General features: G+C 56.8%; 12 protein-coding genes. 8 read left to right on the forward strand and 4 right to left on the reverse strand.

Annotation, left to right across the window (positions count from 1 at the left end):
* Positions 1-102 precede the first annotated feature (102 nt).
* The 6 genes from ilvD to OZ410_RS10985 all read left to right on the forward strand — a co-directional run bounded on the left by ilvD (position 103) and on the right by OZ410_RS10985 (position 8,466).
* Entirely contained in the window at positions 103-1,779 is a 1,677-nt protein-coding gene (gene ilvD / locus OZ410_RS10960) for a dihydroxy-acid dehydratase (protein WP_277708007.1), read from the forward strand.
* A 21-nt stretch (positions 1,780-1,800) separates the two neighbouring features.
* Positions 1,801-3,534, forward strand: a complete 1,734-nt coding sequence (ilvB, locus tag OZ410_RS10965; RefSeq protein ID WP_277708008.1) for a biosynthetic-type acetolactate synthase large subunit — start codon at positions 1,801-1,803, stop codon at positions 3,532-3,534.
* 33 nt (positions 3,535-3,567) lie between these two features.
* Positions 3,568-4,095, forward strand: coding sequence for an acetolactate synthase small subunit (gene ilvN, locus OZ410_RS10970; RefSeq protein ID WP_277708009.1), 528 nt, complete (start codon positions 3,568-3,570; stop codon positions 4,093-4,095).
* Positions 4,096-4,130: 35 nt separating this feature from the next.
* Positions 4,131-5,606, forward strand: a complete 1,476-nt coding sequence (gene ilvC / locus OZ410_RS10975) for a ketol-acid reductoisomerase (protein WP_277708010.1) — start codon at positions 4,131-4,133, stop codon at positions 5,604-5,606.
* Positions 5,607-5,616: 10 nt separating this feature from the next.
* Positions 5,617-7,206: an NADP-dependent glyceraldehyde-3-phosphate dehydrogenase gene (locus OZ410_RS10980; RefSeq protein ID WP_277708011.1), complete on the forward strand. Its 1,590-nt coding sequence runs from the start codon at positions 5,617-5,619 to the stop codon at positions 7,204-7,206.
* A 72-nt stretch (positions 7,207-7,278) separates the two neighbouring features.
* A complete protein-coding gene (locus OZ410_RS10985; RefSeq protein ID WP_277708012.1) occupies positions 7,279-8,466 on the forward strand; it encodes an MFS transporter in 1,188 nt (395 codons plus the stop codon).
* On the opposite strand, the gene OZ410_RS10990 is transcribed toward OZ410_RS10985, so the two are convergent.
* The 4 genes from OZ410_RS10990 to recG all read right to left on the reverse strand — a co-directional run bounded on the left by OZ410_RS10990 (position 8,463) and on the right by recG (position 14,288).
* Positions 8,463-9,980: an alpha-isopropylmalate synthase regulatory domain-containing protein gene (locus OZ410_RS10990; protein ID WP_277708013.1), complete on the reverse strand. Its 1,518-nt coding sequence runs from the start codon at positions 9,978-9,980 to the stop codon at positions 8,463-8,465. The two genes, OZ410_RS10985 and OZ410_RS10990, sit on opposite strands and share 4 nt — an antisense overlap.
* A 21-nt stretch (positions 9,981-10,001) precedes the next feature.
* Positions 10,002-10,598 (reverse strand): 3-isopropylmalate dehydratase small subunit, encoded by a 597-nt coding sequence (leuD, locus tag OZ410_RS10995; RefSeq protein ID WP_277708014.1) that lies wholly within the window; start codon positions 10,596-10,598, stop codon positions 10,002-10,004.
* 33 nt (positions 10,599-10,631) lie between these two features.
* Positions 10,632-12,041 carry a 3-isopropylmalate dehydratase large subunit gene (gene leuC / locus OZ410_RS11000; RefSeq protein WP_277708015.1) on the reverse strand — a complete coding sequence of 470 codons (1,410 nt, stop codon included), beginning with the start codon at positions 12,039-12,041 and terminating at the stop codon, positions 10,632-10,634.
* 141 nt (positions 12,042-12,182) lie between these two features.
* Positions 12,183-14,288 (reverse strand): ATP-dependent DNA helicase RecG, encoded by a 2,106-nt coding sequence (gene recG, locus OZ410_RS11005; RefSeq protein ID WP_277708016.1) that lies wholly within the window; start codon positions 14,286-14,288, stop codon positions 12,183-12,185.
* A 79-nt stretch (positions 14,289-14,367) separates the two neighbouring features.
* On the opposite strand from recG, the gene OZ410_RS11010 reads away from it, so the two are divergent.
* Entirely contained in the window at positions 14,368-16,449 is a 2,082-nt protein-coding gene (locus OZ410_RS11010; protein WP_277708017.1) for a M1 family metallopeptidase, read from the forward strand.
* Positions 16,446-17,351, forward strand: coding sequence for a patatin-like phospholipase family protein (locus OZ410_RS11015; RefSeq protein ID WP_277708018.1), 906 nt, complete (start codon positions 16,446-16,448; stop codon positions 17,349-17,351). The genes OZ410_RS11010 and OZ410_RS11015 overlap by 4 nt, the downstream gene beginning before the upstream one ends.
* The last annotated feature ends 2 nt before the right edge of the window (positions 17,352-17,353 follow it).

Genomic DNA, 17,353 nt, shown 5'->3' on the forward strand with positions numbered 1-17,353 from the left:
TCAAATGAGCACATAGCCAGACCAGGTTCGTGTCCATAAGGCTTTAACAATCCTATATCTTTGGATAAGGGCAATGCCCCTGCTTTGATGTGAAGGATACATATGGAATTAAATAAATACAGTAAAAACGTTACCCAGGACCCAACCCAACCCGCTGCGCAGGCCATGCTACACGCCATTGGCCTGACCGAAGATGACCTCGCCAAACCCCTGATTGGGGTGGCAAGCACGGGGTATGAGGGCAACCCTTGTAATATGCACCTGAATGACCTTGCCGGGTATGTAAAGGAAGGCATACAGCAAACGGATCTGGTAGGTTTGATTTTCAATACCATAGGCGTAAGTGATGGGATCTCCATGGGGACATACGGGATGCGGTATTCCCTGCCTTCCCGCGATATTATCGCGGATTCCATGGAAACCGTGGTACAGGCCATGAACTATGACGGCCTGGTAACCGTGGTGGGTTGCGACAAAAACATGCCGGGCGCCCTAATGGCTATGATCCGGCTGAACCGCCCCTCCGTTCTGGTGTACGGCGGAACCATAGCCTCCGGCTGTTTGAACAACCAGAAACTGGATGTGGTTTCGGCCTTTGAGGCCTGGGGTCAAAAAGTGGCCGGGAACATGGGCGAGGCCGAATACAAGCAAGTGATACAGCACGCCTGCCCGGGGGCCGGTGCCTGCGGCGGCATGTATACTGCCAATACCATGGCTTCGGCCATTGAAGCCCTGGGGATGTCCCTCCCGTTCAGTTCTTCCAACCCTGCTGTAGGGGCGGATAAGAAGCAGGATTGCCTGAAGGCGGGCCAGGCCGTGCGCCAACTCCTTGAAAAAGACATTAAGCCCCTGGATATCGTAACCCGTAAATCCCTGGAAAATGCCATCCGCCTGGTGGTGCTGATGGGGGGCTCTACCAATGCGGTCCTGCATTTCCTGGCCATTGCCCGGGCGGCCGAGGTGGAATTCACCCTGGATGATTTCCAGCGCATCAGCGACGAGACTCCCTTTTTGGCGGACCTGAAACCCAGCGGGAAATACCTGATGGAAGATGTACACCGCGTAGGCGGGATCCCGGCTGTGCTCAAGTTTATGCTCCGGGAAGGGATGCTTCACGGGGATTGTTTGACCGTAACCGGGAAAACCCTGGCCGAGAACCTGGCGGAGGTACCCGACCTGCAGGAAGGACAAAAAGTAATCCACCCGCTTTCCGACCCTATCAAACCCACGGGGCACCTGCGCATCCTTTACGGGAACCTGTCGCCCACCGGGGCCGTAGCCAAGATCACCGGGAAGGAAGGGCTCCGATTTGAAGGCCCGGCCAAGGTTTTTGAAAGCGAGTTTGAAGCCAATGACGGCATCGGGGCCGGGAAGGTTAAAAAGGGAGACGTGGTGGTGATTCGCTATGAAGGGCCCATGGGCGGCCCGGGTATGCCCGAAATGCTGAAGCCCACCAGTGCCATTATGGGGGCTGGCCTGGGCAAGGAGGTGGCCCTGATTACCGACGGACGTTTCTCCGGGGGGACCCACGGCTTTGTGGTGGGGCACGTTACCCCCGAGGCTCAGGACGGCGGCCCGATCGCCCTGGTACAGGATGGGGATATCATCACGCTCGATGCTGAAACCAATTCGATTTCGGTAGCCCTGTCCGAAGCGGAACTGGAAGCGCGCCGCGCCGCCTGGAAACAGCCCCCGCTGAAAGTCCGCAAGGGCAGCCTTTACAAATACGCCAAAACGGTTTCATCGGCTTCGGAAGGCTGTGTAACCGATGCATTATAAGATTTAATAGCCACAAGGCCTATGGAACCAGTTAAAGCCATGCAAAAAGCCAGCGCCACCCCGGAAACCATGAACGTTACCGGGGCGGAAGCCATTATTCACTGCCTGCTTGCCGAAGGGGTGGATATCCTGTACGGATATCCCGGAGGCGCCATCATGCCGGTGTACGACGAACTCTTTAAGTTTAAGGACCAGTTGCACCACGTGCTTACGCGCCACGAACAGGGGGCCGTACACGCCGCACAGGGCTTTGCCCGCGTGAGCGGCCGGGTTGGGGTAGCCATGGCCACCTCCGGTCCCGGGGCCACCAACCTGGTTACCGGCCTGGCCGATGCCCAGATCGATTCCACCCCCGTGGTTTGTATTACCGGGCAGGTACCCCGCCACTTGTTAGGGTCCGACGCCTTCCAGGAAACGGACATTATCGGGATATCAACTCCCGTGACCAAATGGAATTACCAGATTACCCGGGCAGAGGAAATCCCGGAGATCATGGCCAAGGCCTTTTACATTGCCCGCAGCGGCAGGCCTGGTCCTGTACTGGTGGACATCACTAAAAATGCCCAGTTCGACAGCCTGGATTTTCAGTACAAGCCCTGCAAAGGGGTGCGTAGCTATACGCCCATCCCCGAGCCGGATGCCGATGCCATTGCCCGGGCTGCCGAAATGATCAATCAGGCCAAGAAGCCGTATATCGTTTATGGACAGGGAGTTATTCTGGGAGAGGCAGAGGAAGAACTCAAGGCCTTTGTGGAAAAATCCGGTATCCCGGCCGCCTGGACTATCCTGGGGCTTTCAGCCATGGATTCGGACCACCCCCTGAATGTGGGGATGGTGGGGATGCACGGGAATTACGGCCCTAACGTGCTCACCAATGAGTGCGATCTGCTGATCGCCATCGGGATGCGCTTTGACGACCGGGTAACGGGTAACCTGGAGACCTATGCCAAACAGGCCCGGATCATCCATTTTGAAATCGACCCGGCGGAAGTCAATAAAAATGTAAAGGTAGACCTGGCTGTGCTCGGGAATGCCAAGGAAACGCTCTCCCTGTTGCTGCCGCAGGTAGAAGCCCGGTCCCACGAGGCCTGGTTGGGGGAATTCCGCAAGAAATACGAAGAGGAATACGCCTCGGTGATCCGCAAAGACGTAACCCCCGATAAACCCGGCCTGACCATGGGCGAGGTGGTGGCACAGATCAATAAGGCCACCGACCACCGTGCGGTTATTGTGAGCGATGTGGGGCAGCACCAGATGATTGCCTGCCGTTACGCCAAATTCCGGGAAAGCAAGAGCAATATCACCTCCGGGGGCCTGGGGACCATGGGCTTTGCCCTCCCGGCAGCCCTGGGTGCTAAAATGGCGGCCCCCCAACGGGAGGTAGTCGCCATTATCGGAGACGGGGGCTTCCAGATGAACATACAGGAACTCGGGACCATTTTCCAAACCCGGACCCCGGTAAAAATCGTGGTGCTGAACAACGATTTCCTGGGGATGGTGCGCCAGTGGCAGGAGCTCTTCTTTGACAAGCGCTACGCCTCCACGGTCATGACCAACCCGGACTTTGTCAAGATTGCCGAAGGGTATTACCTGAAAGCCCGCCGGGTGGAAGACCGGGCCAGCCTGGCCGAAGCCGTGGAAGAAATGATCGCCTCCGAGGACGCCTACTTCCTGGAAGTGCGGGTGGAAAAAGAAGACAACGTATTCCCGATGATCCCCTCCGGGGCCTCCGTATCGGACATCAGACTGAAATAACAATGATACCGCCCCACAGGGGCCCTATGACCTATGGAAAAACAATGGTTTACCATCTCCGTCTACTCCGAAAACCATGTGGGTCTCTTGAACCGCATCTCCGGAATATTTTTAAAGCGTCACATTAACATAGAAAGCCTAAATGTTTCTAAATCAGAAATAGATGAGGTTTCTAAATTTACCATCGTGGTCTTTACTACGGAGCGGTGGACACGGCATATTGTGGCCCAGATTGAGAAACAGGTCGAGGTGATCAAGGCCTTCTACCACACGGACGACGAGACCATTTACCAGGAGTCTGCCCTCTTTAAAATTGCCTCCCATTTGCTTTTTGACGAACGGCAGATCCAGAATATCATCAAGGAGAGCAACAGCCAGATCGTTACGGTAAGCCGGGACTTTTTTGTGCTGGCCAAAACCGGCCGGCGGCATGAGATTGACCAGATGTATCACGAGCTGGAGCCTTTTGGCATCATGCAATTTGTGCGCTCCGGCCGCATTACCGTAACCAAGGCAGAAATGCCGATTTCGGCTATGCTGGAAAAATTCCAACACGTTTAATTTCGCAAAACCAAACCAGAACAACAGTTACAGTTATGACAAATTACTTCAACACGCTATCCCTTCGGGAAAAACTTGAACAACTGGGCAAATGCCGCTTTATGGAAGCTTCCGAGTTCTCGGATGGCGTTGCCGCCCTCAAGGGAAAGAAGATCGTGATTGTCGGATGCGGGGCCCAGGGACTGAACCAGGGCTTGAATATGCGGGATTCCGGGCTGGATATCGCTTATGCCCTGCGGGCAGCAGCCATAGCCGAAAAGCGGGCTTCCTACCAGAATGCCACCGAAAACGGGTTTACCGTAGGCACCTATGAAGAACTTATTCCCAAGGCGGACCTGGTGATTAACCTGACGCCGGACAAACAGCATACCCAGGTGGTCAGCGCCGTGATGCCCCTGATGAAAAAAGGCGCCACCCTGTCCTATTCCCACGGGTTCAACATTGTGGAGGAGGGCATGCAGGTGCGTGCGGACCTCACCGTAATCATGGTGGCTCCGAAAAGCCCGGGCTCCGAAGTGCGGGAGGAATACAAACGGGGCTTTGGGGTGCCTACCCTGATTGCCGTTCATCCGGAAAACGACCCGGAAGGTAAGGGATTGGCCCAGGCCAAGGCCTATGCCGCAGCTACGGGGGGGCACCGTGCCGGGGTCCTGGAATCTTCCTTTGTGGCAGAAGTAAAGTCCGACCTGATGGGTGAACAGACTATTCTCTGCGGGCTGTTGCAGACCGGTTCCATCCTGTGTTTCGACAAGATGGTGGAAGAGGGGGTTGCCCCGGAATATGCCGCCAAACTGGTGCAGTACGGGTGGGAAACCGTAACGGAAGGCTTGAAATACGGCGGGATCACCAATATGATGGACCGCCTGTCCAACCCGGCCAAAATCAAGGCCTTCGACCTTTCCGAAGAACTAAAGGCCATCATGCGTCCCCTGTTCCGCAAGCATATGGACGACATCATGAGCGGGCATTTCTCCAAAACCATGATGGAAGACTGGGCCAATGACGACAAAAACCTGCTGACCTGGCGGGCGGCTACCGGCGAAACCGCTTTTGAGAAGACCGATGCCGGATCCCAGTCCATCAGCGAACAGGAATACTACGACAAAGGAGTACTTATGGTGGCCCTGGTACGCGCCGGGGTGGAGCTCGCCTTTGAATCCATGACCGAGAGCGGTATCATCGGGGAGTCTGCCTATTACGAATCCCTGCATGAAACCCCTCTGATTGCCAACACCATAGCCCGCAAAAAGCTCTTCGAAATGAATCGGGTGATTTCCGATACAGCCGAATACGGTTGTTACCTCTTTGACCATGCATGTAAGCCCTTGCTGGCCGACTTCATGAAGGGGATCAAAACCGATGTAATTGGCCAGGCCTACGGGGCAGGGAAGGACAATGGGGTAGACAATGCTCGCCTGATTGCCGTAAACAAGGCCCTGCGCACCCACCCGATTGAAGTGGTAGGGCAGCGGCTGCGCGAATCCATGACGGCCATGAAGCCGATAATCTAAGCAAACGCCTATGTTGAAATTACCAGAAATCCCCGAAGCGGTCCGGCTAAAGGCACCGATTCACCAGCGGGAATACCTGGTGGGCGGGGAATTGCGGACCTGGGACGGCGAGGTATCCGAGGTGTATTCCACCCTTTCCGATACCCAGCCCTATGTACCCACCTTGCTGGGCAGCATTCCCACTATGGGGGAACCCGAGGCGCTGGACGCCCTGGACGCCGCCCTGCAGGCCTTTGGTAAAGGGAAGGGGGAATGGCCCACCATGAAGGTGCGGGACCGTATCGGCTGCATGGAAAACTTTGTGCGTCGTATGGAAACCCAACGGGAAACCGTGGTAAACCTCTTGATGTGGGAAATCGGGAAATCCCGGGCCGATTCGGAAAAGGAATTCGACCGGACCATAGAGTACATCTACGATACCATTGCCGAATACAAGGACCTGGACCGGGCTTCGGCCAAGTTCACCAAGCACGACGGGGTATATGCCCATATCCGCCGGGGCCCGCTGGGCGTGGTTCTCTGCCTGGGGCCGTATAATTACCCCCTGAACGAGACTTTTGCCCTGCTGATCCCTGCGATTATCATGGGGAATACCACTGTCTTTAAACCTGCCAAACACGGGGTGCTGCTGATTACCCCCCTGCTGGAGGCCTTCCGGGACAGTTTTCCGAAAGGGGTGGTAAACATCCTTTTCGGGCGGGGGCGTGCCGTGGCCACCCCCATCATGCAAACCGGGAAGGTAGACGTACTGGCGCTCATTGGCAACAGTAAATCCGCCAATGCGCTGCAGGACCAACACCCCAAGAGCAACCGGCTGCGGCTGGTCCTGGGGCTGGAAGCCAAAAACCCGGGTATAATCCTGCCGGACGCAGACCTGGACCTCACGGTGCAGGAATGCCTCACAGGGACGCTTGCCTTTAACGGGCAGCGGTGTACCGCCCTGAAGATCCTGTACGTGCACGAGGCGGTGCGGGAGGCCTTTCTGGAGCGCTTTGTGAAGGAGGTGGACCAATTGCCTTTTGGAAACCCCTGGGATTCCGGGGTTAAACTCACCCCCCTGCCGGAGGCGGACAAACCGGATTACATCCAGGAACTCATAGACGACGCCCTGGCTAAAGGGGCCAGGATCCTGAACCCCAGGGGAGGGGAGCGGTGCGAGAACTTTATCTGGCCTGCTGTCCTCTATCCGGTGACCAAAGACATGCGGGTGTATCAGGAAGAGCAATTTGGCCCGGTTATCCCGGTGGTGTCCTTCACCGATATGGACCAACCCCTGGATGATATGGCCGAAAGCAACTACGGGCAGCAGGTAAGCCTGTTTGGACGGGATGCTTACACCCTGGCCCCCCTGATCGATGCCCTGGTAAACCTGGTGTGCCGGGTAAACCTGAACAGCGCCTGCCAGCGCGGGCCGGACGTATACCCCTTTACGGGCCGTAAGGATTCCGCCCAGTCTACCTTAAGCGTCCACGATGCGCTGCGGTCTTTTTCCATACGCACCTTTGTGGCCTTCAAGGACAATGCGTTGAACAATGAAACGGTGGAAGCCCTGTTGGAAGCCAAGCGCTCCAATTTTGTGAGCACCGAATACCTGCTATAAGATTGTGGAACATTCAGAAAAAAACGCCGGAAGTCTCCGGTGTTTTTTTTGGATTCCGCCTAAATTGCACCCATGCCCGCATTATCTACTTATACCAAAGCCGTGATTGCCCTTGCTATGGGGGCTTTCGGAATTGCCCTCACGGAATTCGTGATCATGGGCATCCTGCCACGGGTAGCCGGTGCCCTGGAGGTGACCATTCCCCAGGCCGGACATTTTATCTCGGCCTATGCCCTGGGGGTGGTGGTGGGCGCCCCTTTGCTTACGCGCCTGGCAATGCGCTGGCCTTCCCGGCAGATCCTGCTGGCCCTGATGGTTTGGTTTACGGTGTTTAATAGCCTGTCTGCACTGGCGGAAGACTATTACAGCCTGCTGGCCATCCGTTTTCTGGCGGGCCTGCCCCACGGGGCCTATTTCGGGGTGGGTGCGGTACGCGCAGCCCAACTGGCGCCCAAAGGTCGGGAAGCCCGGGCCATTGCCCATATGTTTTCCGGGTTCACCCTGGCCAACGTCCTGGGGGTCCCTCTGGGGACCTTTATCGGGAACAGCCTGCACTGGGGGGCATCCTTTGTGATGATCGGCGTGGTAGGGGGGCTTACCGTCCTGAGCCTCTACCTGTGGATGCCACCAGCTCCGGTGCCGGAGAGAACGCCTCCTGGCCAACGCCAAAAAGGCATGGGCGGATGGGAATTATGGGCCCTTTTAGGGCTTACGGCCATCGGAACCGGTGGGTTTTTTGCCTGGTACAGTTATATCGCCCCCTTGCTGATCGAAGTTTCCGGGCATACCGAAACCACAGTGAGCCTGGCCATGATCCTGGCCGGGACCGGCATGGTGATCGGCAACCTTTTTGGCGCCCGTATGGTAGAGTGGTTGCGCCCGGTGCGGGCCACTGCCGTTGGGATGGCCGGGATGGCCGGGATGCTGGCCCTGAATGCCCTGGCGGCTCAGCACCCGGTGGCGGTGCTGGTGATGTGTTTTGTGATTGGGGCGGTTACCTTTACCATGGCCGCACCCATCCAGATGTCTATTATCGATGCCAGCGCAGGCTCCGAAATGCTGGCTTCCTCCTTTAACCAAAGTGCCTTCAATATTGCCAATGCGGCAGGGGCCTTCTTTGCCGGCCTGCCCATTGCCATGGGGTACGGCTTTCGGGCTCCCAGCCTGGTTGGTGCATTACTGGCAGCTACAGGCGCCTGTATCGCCCTGGTGATCTGGCAACGCAAGCGCGCGCTGGAAAGGCGAAGGGAAGTTTTCTAACAGAGGTTGAGCATCTTTTCCGTGGCCTTGATGGCCGAAACGGTCTGGTCGGAATCCAGCCCCCGGGTCGTAAATTCCCGTTGGTCCTGTTTCCAGGTGATCACGGTTTCACAAAGGGCATCGGAGTGGGAGCCCGGCGGGATGCGCACCGCGTAATCAATCAGGGTAGGCAGGGGGCGTTTCAGGGACTTGTAGACGCTCCGCAGGGCATTCATAAAAGCGTCAAACTGCCCGTCTCCCTGGGCATGGGCTTCGTAGGTGGCTCCGTCTATCTCCAGGGCAACGGCCGTGGAAGGCTGCAGCCCCTTGGCATGGGTGAGTACATAGGAGCGGATAAATACCCGCTGCTGCTGGTTGCCACTCCCCAAAACGTCGGAAATAATAAAGGGGAGGTCTTCCTTGGTAACCTTTTCCTTTTTATCGCCCAGTTCAATGATACGGGCAGTAACCTTGCGGATTTCTTCCTCGTTCAGGGTAAGGCCCATCTCCTGCAGGTTCTTCTGAATGTTGGCCTTACCAGAGGTTTTCCCCAGGGCATATTTGCGTTTGCGCCCAAAGCGCTCCGGCATTAGATCATTGAAGTAAAGATTCTTCTTATTATCCCCATCAGCATGTATTCCAGCGGTTTGCGTGAATACATTGTCTCCCACTATGGGCTTGTTGGCTGGGATTGCAATCCCGGTAAAGGCAGAGACCAGTTTGCTCACTTTAAAGAGGGAAGTTTCCACCACCCCTACGGCAACCTCGGGCATAAAGTCGTTCAGTACGGCCACCACGCTGGCCAGGGGGGCATTGCCGGCGCGTTCTCCCATCCCATTCACGGTGAGGTGGAGCCCATTGATCCCGGCCCGGACCGCCTGCATCACATTAGCCACGCTCAGGTCATAATCGTTGTGCCCGTGAAAATCGAAATGCTGGTCGGGGTATCGCTCCCGAATGGCCTTGAGGTATTCAAAGGTCTCCTCCGGGGTCAGGACGCCCAGGGTATCCGGCAACAGGATACGCGCCACGGGCTGGGTTTGAAGGAAATCCAGGAATTGAAAAACGTATTGTGGGGAATTCCGCATCCCGTTGCTCCAGTCTTCCAGGTAAATGTTGGACGTAATCCCCAGGGATTGGGCCTGCTTCAGCACCGCTGCAATGTCTGCAAAATGGGCTTCAGGGGTTTTCTTGAGCTGATAGGTGAGGTGGTTCATGGAACCTTTGGTGAGCAGGTTCTGCACCTGCGCACCGGCTTGTTGCATCCATTTCAGGGATTGGCCCCCGTCTACAAAGGTCAGCACTTCGACCCGGTCCAGCAGGTCGTGTTCCGCTGCCCATCCCGTAATTTGACGTACGGATTCAAATTCGCCTTCGGAAACCCGGGCAGAAGCCACTTCAATGCGGTCTACCTTGAGTTCTTCCAGCAGAAGCTTGGCCAGGGTCAGTTTTTCGGACGCCGTAAAGGAGACGCCGGAAGTCTGTTCCCCGTCCCGCAGGGTCGTGTCCATGATTTCAATACGCCGCGCACTCATGCCGTCCGTGGTGTTGGCCCCTTACAGGGGCGTGTTCTGGGCAAAGGTTTTGATCTCCTCCTTCATGTTCAGGAGGTAATCGATGTCGTCAAACCCGTTGGTCAGGTTGTCTTTCTTATAGCCATTGATGTCGAAGGCTTCGGAGGCCCCTGTGGCCTTCAGGGTAATGGTCTGGGCAGGCAGGTCTACTACCAATTCCGTTTTAGGGTCCTTTTCAATGGCCTCAAAGATCTGTTGCAGGAACTCCGGGCTAACCTGCACCGGTAGTACGCCTACGTTCAGGCAGTTGTTACGGAATATGTCCGCAAAAAAACTGGAGACCACACAGCGGAATCCGTAATCGTATACGGCCCAGGCTGCATGCTCCCGGGAAGACCCGGAACCGAAGTTCTTGCCGCCAACCAGGATCTGCCCCCCGTAAAGCGGGTTGTTCAGCACAAAGTGCTCTTTGGGCGTGTTGTCCGGGTGGTAACGCCAGTCCCGGAACAGGTTGTCCCCAAACCCTTTGCGTTCGGTGGCTTTCAAAAAGCGGGCGGGAATAATCTGGTCCGTATCCACATTTTCAATGGGGAGCGGAACGGCCGTGCTTTGCAGTACAGTGAATTTATCGTATGCCATGGATAGTAATGCTTTTGGGTGATTTCAGCCGGGTCAGGCCATTTCGATTTCCAGGAGTTGGCGGGGGTCAGTCACCTTACCGGTTACTGCGGCTGCAGCGGCTACCAGGGGGCTGGCCAGCAGGGTTCGCGCCCCGGGCCCCTGACGCCCTTCAAAGTTCCGGTTGGAGGTGCTTACGGCGTATTTCCCCGCCGGGATTTTGTCCTCATTCATAGCCAGACAGGCAGAACACCCGGGCTCCCGTAGCTCGAAGCCTGCTTCGGTGAGCACCTCCAGGATGCCTTCCTCCCGGATGGCCGCTTCCACCTGGTGGGAGCCAGGCACCAGCCATGCGGTCACGTGGTCCGCCTTTTTGCGGCCCTTGACCACCTGGGCAAAGGCGCGGAAATCCTCAATCCGGCCATTGGTGCAACTGCCGAGGAATACAAAATCCACCTTTTTCCCGATCATGGCTTCCCCTTCGGAGAAGGCCATATACTCCAGGGATTTCCGGTAGGTGCTAACCCCGCCTTCCACAGTCTCGGCAGCCGGGATGCTCTGGGAAATCCCCAGCCCCATGCCCGGGTTGGTACCGTAGGTGATCATGGGTTCGATATCCGCCCCGTTAAAGGTGAGTTCCTTGTCGAAACGGGCATCCTTGTCGGTATAAAGGGTCTCCCAGTAGGCCATGGCCTCGTCCCAGGCTGCGCCTTTGGGGGCAAATTCCCGGCCTTTCACATAGTCGAAAGTCTTCTGGTCAGGCGCCACCATACCGCCACGCGCCCCCATTTCAATACTGAGGTTGCAAACGGTCATACGCCCTTCCATACTCATGTTCCGGAATACTTCCCCGGCGTATTCCACAAAATACCCGGTGGCCCCGGAGGTGGTGAGCTGGGAAATGATATACAGGGCCACATCCTTGGGGGTTACCCCGGGGTTCAGGCTCCCGTTTATATTGATCCGCATACTTTTGGGTTTGGGCTGCATGATGCACTGGGTGGCCAGCACCATTTCTACCTCCGAGGTCCCGATGCCAAATGCAATGGCCCCGAATGCCCCATGGGTAGAGGTATGGGAATCCCCGCAAACGATGGTGGCCCCGGGAAGGGTGATTCCGTTTTCCGGCCCGATTACGTGGACAATACCGTTCTTTTCATGCCCCAGGCCCCAATACGGGATACCGTGCTCGGTGGCATTGCGCTCCAAAGCGGCCAACTGGTTGGCCGAGAGCGGGTCCGCCACAGGCAGGTGCTGATTGCGGGTTGGGGTATTGTGGTCTGCGGTAGCGAAGGTGCGGTTGGGGTACAGCACCGGGATACCCCGGTTCTTAAGCCCCAGGAATGCCACTGGGCTGGTCACCTCGTGTACCAGGTGCCGGTCGATAAACAATACGTCCGGGCCGTTTTCCACGCTGCGTACCACGTGGGAATCCCAGACTTTGTCAAAAAGCGTTTTGCTCATAATCCGTGTTCTGCCTTGGTTCAATTTTAGCAAAGCTAAAGTACAAAGGAGCCCCTGCAGGGGAAAATACGCCCCCTGAAAATTACGATGCCCAAAAACAGGGAAAGGCTCGAGTGTTACCCCGGGGTTGGGGGTATGGGGCTAGCTGATATAGTCCCACCGGCTTTTAAAGACCTCCATTCGGGCCATCTTTTCCCGTACCATGCTGTGGGCCGGGTCGGTCAGGACAGGGTCGGCCTGCAACAGGGCAGAGGCATGGTGGCGGGCCGTGCGCAACCATTCGCCGTCTTTGACCACGTCGGCGATTTTTAGGCTCAGAATTCCACTTTGCTGGGTGCCCATGAGGTCCCCGGGCCCCCGCAGCCGCAAATCGGTTTCCGCAATTTCAAACCCGTCATTGGTGCGGACCATGGTCTGCAGGCGGGTTTGGGCATCTTCCGAAAGTTTGTGGCTACCCATCAGGATGCAATAGCTCTGGTCTGCCCCACGGCCCACACGCCCCCGCAACTGGTGCAGTTGGGAGAGGCCAAACCGCTCTGCGCTTTCAATGACCATCACCGAGGCATTGGGGACATTCACCCCCACCTCAATCACGGTGGTGGCTACCATGATCTGGGTTTTCCCCTCCGCAAACCGCTGCATTTCAAAATCCTTGTCTTCGGGTTTCATTTGCCCGTGTACAATAGAGACCTGGTACTGTGGCTGCGGGAATTCCCTACTGATGCTTTCATATCCATCCATCAGGTCCTTGTAATCCAGGGCTTCCGATTCCTGTATCAGGGGATAGACCACATAGACCTGCCTGCCTTTGGCAATTTCGTCCTTCATAAACCGGAAAACCTTGAGGCGGTCCGCATCCGAGCGCCAGACGGTGCGCACGGGTTTTCGGCCCGGGGGAAGGGTGTCGATCACGCTGATGTCCAGGTCTCCGTACAGGCTCATGGCCAGGGTGCGGGGGATAGGGGTGGCCGTCATCACCAGCACATGGGGGGGCGAGGTGTTCTTTTTCCAGAGCCGGGCCCGCTGCGCCACGCCAAAGCGGTGCTGTTCGTCCACAATGGCCAGCCCCAGGTTATGGAAACGCACCCGTTCCTCCAGCACGGCATGCGTCCCGATCAGAAAGGGGAGGTCTCCGCTGGCCAGGGCTTCCAGCATGGGTTTGCGGTCCTTTTCCTTTACGGAGCCGGTTAACAGCTCCACCCCAATCTCCATGGGCTCCAGCAGTTCCCGCACCGCCCGGTAATGTTGCTGCGCCAGAATTTCCGTAGGGGCAACCAGGCAGGCCTGATAGCCGTTGTCCAGGGCCAGGAGCATGGCCAGTACCGCCACAATGGTCTTCCCGCTGCCTACATCGCCCTGCAACAAGCGGTTCATCTGGGCGTTGCTGCCCAGGTCTGCCCGGATTTCGCGTACCACCCGCTTTTGGGCCGGGGTAAGTTCAAAGGGCAGGTGCTGGTCGTAAAAGGTATTGAAGTGGCTGCCTACCTCTGCAAAGGGAAAACCCTTGATCTTGCGCTTGCGCTGCTGCTTTTTAGCCAGCAGGGCCAGCTGGATATAGAAGAGTTCTTCAAATTTCAGGCGGGCCTGGGCGCCGGCCAGGTGCTTTTGGGAATCCGGGAAGTGGATCTGAATAAGGGCCCGTTGCTTGCCCATTAGCCCCAGGGTTTCGCGGAGTTCCCGGGGCAGGGTTTCCGTAAGGGTGTCCCGTACTTCGCCCAGCAATTGGGCCACCCACTGGCTGAGCAGGCGGTTGGTTACCCCCTGCCGGCCCAGTTTTTCCGTGGACGGGTATACGGGTTGCATCCGCAACCTTGGCTTTTGTTCGTGTTCGCGCAACAGCTCCAATTCGGGGTGGGCTATAGAGTAGACCCCGTTATACCAGTTCACCCGGCCGTAGACCACATAGGGTTCCCCCAGTTTTAACCGGTCGCGGAACCATTGCTGGCTGCGAAACCAGACCAGTTCCATCTCCCCGGTGGCATCCCGGAAGGTAGCTACCAGCCGGCTCCCTTTTTTTTGTTGTACTGTTTTCAGGTGGACTACCTGCCCCACGATCTGTACCTCCGAACTGTTGCGTTCCAGCTGCGCTATCGTATAAAAACGGGTTTTGTCGATATAGCGGTTCGGGAAGAAGTACAGCAGGTCCTGGTAGGTCTCTATACCCAGTTCCTGGCGCAACAGCCGCGCCCGCCCGGGGCCTACGCCCTTCAGATAGGTTACATCGGTATGCAGCTGTTGGGGATGCATCGGTCTAAATTACGCCTTAGGCCATACGCATGCAACCGCCAATGCCTAAATTTGGTCTGGATCTTGTACGCTATAACCCATGCGCGCTCAATTGCTCTGGACATTTCTGGTTTTCGCCTTTCACGGACTACAGGCCCAGCAGGATGCCGTGGATTTCCTCAGGGGCGATATTGAAATAACCCCTTTTCCCGTTATGGAAATCCTGCGTGGTGCGGTGGATTATACCTTTAATCTGAATGGACAGGCGGACAGTCTGCGCATCGATGCCCGTAATATGGAATTCCACCGGGTGCTGATGGATGGCAAGCCGGCACCTTATGCCTACCAGGGGCGCAACCTCCGTCTGCAGGCACCCGCGGCAGCTGGCACCCATCGCCTGCGCCTGGAATACACGGCCAGGCCCTCCCAAACGGTCTATTTTATGGGCTGGGTAGATCAGGTATCCGGCAACGAGCAAATCTGGACCCAGGGACAGGGAAAATATTCCAGCCACTGGGTGCCCAGTTTCGATGCCATGGAGGAAAAAGTAATCTTTAGTCTGAAAGTGCATTTTTCTCCGGCGTATACAGTGGTGGCCAATGGCCGCCTGGAGGGAAAATCCCAAAAGGACTCCCTGGCCGTTTGGGAGTATCGGATGCAACAGCCCATGAGTAGTTACCTCCTGGCTTTTGCCATTGGGGATTTTGACCACCTGGAAGACCGTTCGGCCAGTGGCGTGCCCATAAAGCTATACTATCCGAAAGGGGAGGAGGCCAAGGCCCGCCTGGCGTATTCGGGCAGTGCCGCCCTTTTTGATTTTCTGGAAGCAGAAATCGGAGTGCCCTATCCCTGGCAGGAGTACAAACAGGTGCCGGTTTGGGATTTCCTCTATGCCGGCATGGAAAATACCGGGGCCACTTTTTTTGCGGACACTTATCTGGTGGACTCCCTGGGATGGGCAGACCGGGAATACACCAATGTGAACGCCCACGAACTGGCCCACCAGTGGTTTGGCAACCTGGTTACCGAAACCGATGGGGGGCAGCACTGGCTGCACGAAGGGTTTGCCACCTACTACGCTTACCTGGCGCAGGCTGCCCTGAAAGGGGAGGAAGACCTCTACTGGAACCTGTTGCAGTCTGCGGAAGCCCTTGAAGGCTTATCCGGGGAACAGGCCCGTGCCCTGCTGGATCCAGGGGCAGGTAGTCTGGTATTCTATGAAAAAGGGGCCTGGGCCCTGTTTGCACTCCGGGAACTGGTCGGGGATGCCGCCTTTGGGACCGGAATCCGGCGCTACCTGCAACACTATGCCTATGCCAATGCCACGGTTGCCGATTTCCTGCAGGTCATGGAAGAAGTATACGGGAAACCCCTGGACGGGTTTTCCAGGCAGTGGCTCCAAAGCGAGGCCTTTCCCTCGGAAGCTGCATTCGCGCTGCTCGGAAACCATCTGCCCGCCCTGGCCGGGTACAGGGAGTATCGTGAAGGCGATGCCGGGCGACGGCTACATCAGGATACCCTGATGGCCTTCTGGGACCGGCACGATGCGCCGCGATACCGGGAGGCGTTGCTGCGGCAGTACGCGGGCCCATGGACCCCCAACCTTTTTGAGGCCATACACCAGCAGGGCCATGTAACCCTGGTCCGCTTGCTGGCCGAGCGGCTGACCGGGGCGGAACCCTGGATGCGCCCCTATCTGGACGCCTGGATGGAAGGGGCTTCCTACCGGCTCCGGGAGGCCGCCTTTTTCTGGCGTTGGCAGGGCTTTCCCGCGGAGCGGGCCCGGATCCTCAATCGGATGGCTGCCAATGGCAGCTTAGGCCATCTCCCATTACAACAACTTTGGTGGCTCCTGGCGGTGGCCACGGACGGGTATCAGGATCCCGGTTTGCGCATGCAGTATCTGGATGCCTTAAGGGAATCCACGCGCCCCTGGTACCGGCGTGAGGTACGTGAAAATGCCTTTCGCCTGCTGCAGCAGGTGGATGCCCTGTCCGAAGAAAACCTCAGGGACCTGATCCAGGCCACCGAGCATCACGCCTGGGAATTCCGCCTGTTCTGCCGTCGTATGCTGGACCGGCTCATGGCCGGGTACCGTGACCCGGCATTTTGGAAACGCCTGGGCACGGAATTCCCCCAGGATAAATTCCGATATTTCCATTCCAAATTGAACGAATTATGAGAGCATTGGTGATTTCAGGTGGCGGCAGCAAAGGCGCATTTGCCGGGGGCGTGGCTCAATACCTGATCCAGGAGCGTGGCCTGAAGTACGACCTGTACCTCGGCACCTCTACCGGAAGCCTGCTGATCCCCCACCTGGCCCTGGGGAAAATCCAGAAAATCAGGGAGGTGTATACTTCGGTGAACCAGGAAAGTATTTTCAGCCACCGCCCCTTTACCATCCACCGTAAATACGGGGCATCTACCATTGGCATCAACCACTGGAACGTGGTGCGCAACTTTATGCGTGGCAGTAAAACCTTTGGGGAGAGTCATAACCTGTTGCAGTTGATCCGCAATACCATCACCCCGGAAGAGTTTGAAGCCCTGCAAAGCGGCCCCTACGACCTGGCAGTTACCGTGTCCAACCTCTCCCTGAACCAGGTGGAGTATAAGTCCGTCAAGGATTTTGATTATGAGGAATTCTGCGAATGGGTCTGGATTTCCTGTAATTATACCCCGTTTATGAGCCTGGTGCGTAAAAACGGGTGCGAGTACGCAGATGGCGGCCTGGGCAACATGGTGCCCATAGAGGAGGCCATCCGCCGCGGAGCGCGGGAAGTGGATGCCATTATCCTGCATACGGAGGTGACCCAGGTAAACCGCCTGCCCTCCAGGAATGCCTTTTCCCTGTTAACCAATATGTTCGGGTTTATGCTGGATCGGATTGAGCAGCAAAACATTAAGATCGGGAAATTTGTGGCTAACCAGCAGGACGCCATCATCAATTTCTACTATACTCCTACGGTACTCACCACCAATTCCCTGATCTTTGATCGCGATCAGATGGCCAAATGGTGGCGCAGTGGGTTGCTCTACGCCGAATCCAAATCGGAAAATACGAGCCCCCTGGAGCCCGAATAGGA

The organism is Robiginitalea aestuariiviva, assembly GCF_029537735.1.
GTDB classification, from domain to species: Bacteria; Bacteroidota; Bacteroidia; order Flavobacteriales; family Flavobacteriaceae; genus Robiginitalea; species Robiginitalea aestuariiviva.

Excerpts from the sequence above, each read along its gene's own strand:
- ilvC (WP_277708010.1), top strand. The coding sequence starts at position 4,131 with ATGACAAATTACTTCAACACGCTATCCCTTCGGGAAAAACTTGAACAA.
- ilvN (WP_277708009.1), top strand. The coding sequence starts at position 3,568 with ATGGAAAAACAATGGTTTACCATCTCCGTCTACTCCGAAAACCATGTG.
- ilvB (WP_277708008.1), top strand. The coding sequence starts at position 1,801 with ATGGAACCAGTTAAAGCCATGCAAAAAGCCAGCGCCACCCCGGAAACC.
- leuC (WP_277708015.1), bottom strand. The coding sequence starts at position 12,041 with ATGAGCAAAACGCTTTTTGACAAAGTCTGGGATTCCCACGTGGTACGC.
- OZ410_RS11015 (WP_277708018.1), top strand. The coding sequence starts at position 16,446 with ATGAGAGCATTGGTGATTTCAGGTGGCGGCAGCAAAGGCGCATTTGCC.
- OZ410_RS10980 (WP_277708011.1), top strand. The coding sequence starts at position 5,617 with ATGTTGAAATTACCAGAAATCCCCGAAGCGGTCCGGCTAAAGGCACCG.
- OZ410_RS11010 (WP_277708017.1), top strand. The coding sequence starts at position 14,368 with ATGCGCGCTCAATTGCTCTGGACATTTCTGGTTTTCGCCTTTCACGGA.
- leuD (WP_277708014.1), bottom strand. The coding sequence starts at position 10,598 with ATGGCATACGATAAATTCACTGTACTGCAAAGCACGGCCGTTCCGCTC.
- OZ410_RS10990 (WP_277708013.1), bottom strand. The coding sequence starts at position 9,980 with ATGAGTGCGCGGCGTATTGAAATCATGGACACGACCCTGCGGGACGGG.
- ilvD (WP_277708007.1), top strand. The coding sequence starts at position 103 with ATGGAATTAAATAAATACAGTAAAAACGTTACCCAGGACCCAACCCAA.
- OZ410_RS10985 (WP_277708012.1), top strand. The coding sequence starts at position 7,279 with ATGCCCGCATTATCTACTTATACCAAAGCCGTGATTGCCCTTGCTATG.
- recG (WP_277708016.1), bottom strand. The coding sequence starts at position 14,288 with ATGCATCCCCAACAGCTGCATACCGATGTAACCTATCTGAAGGGCGTA.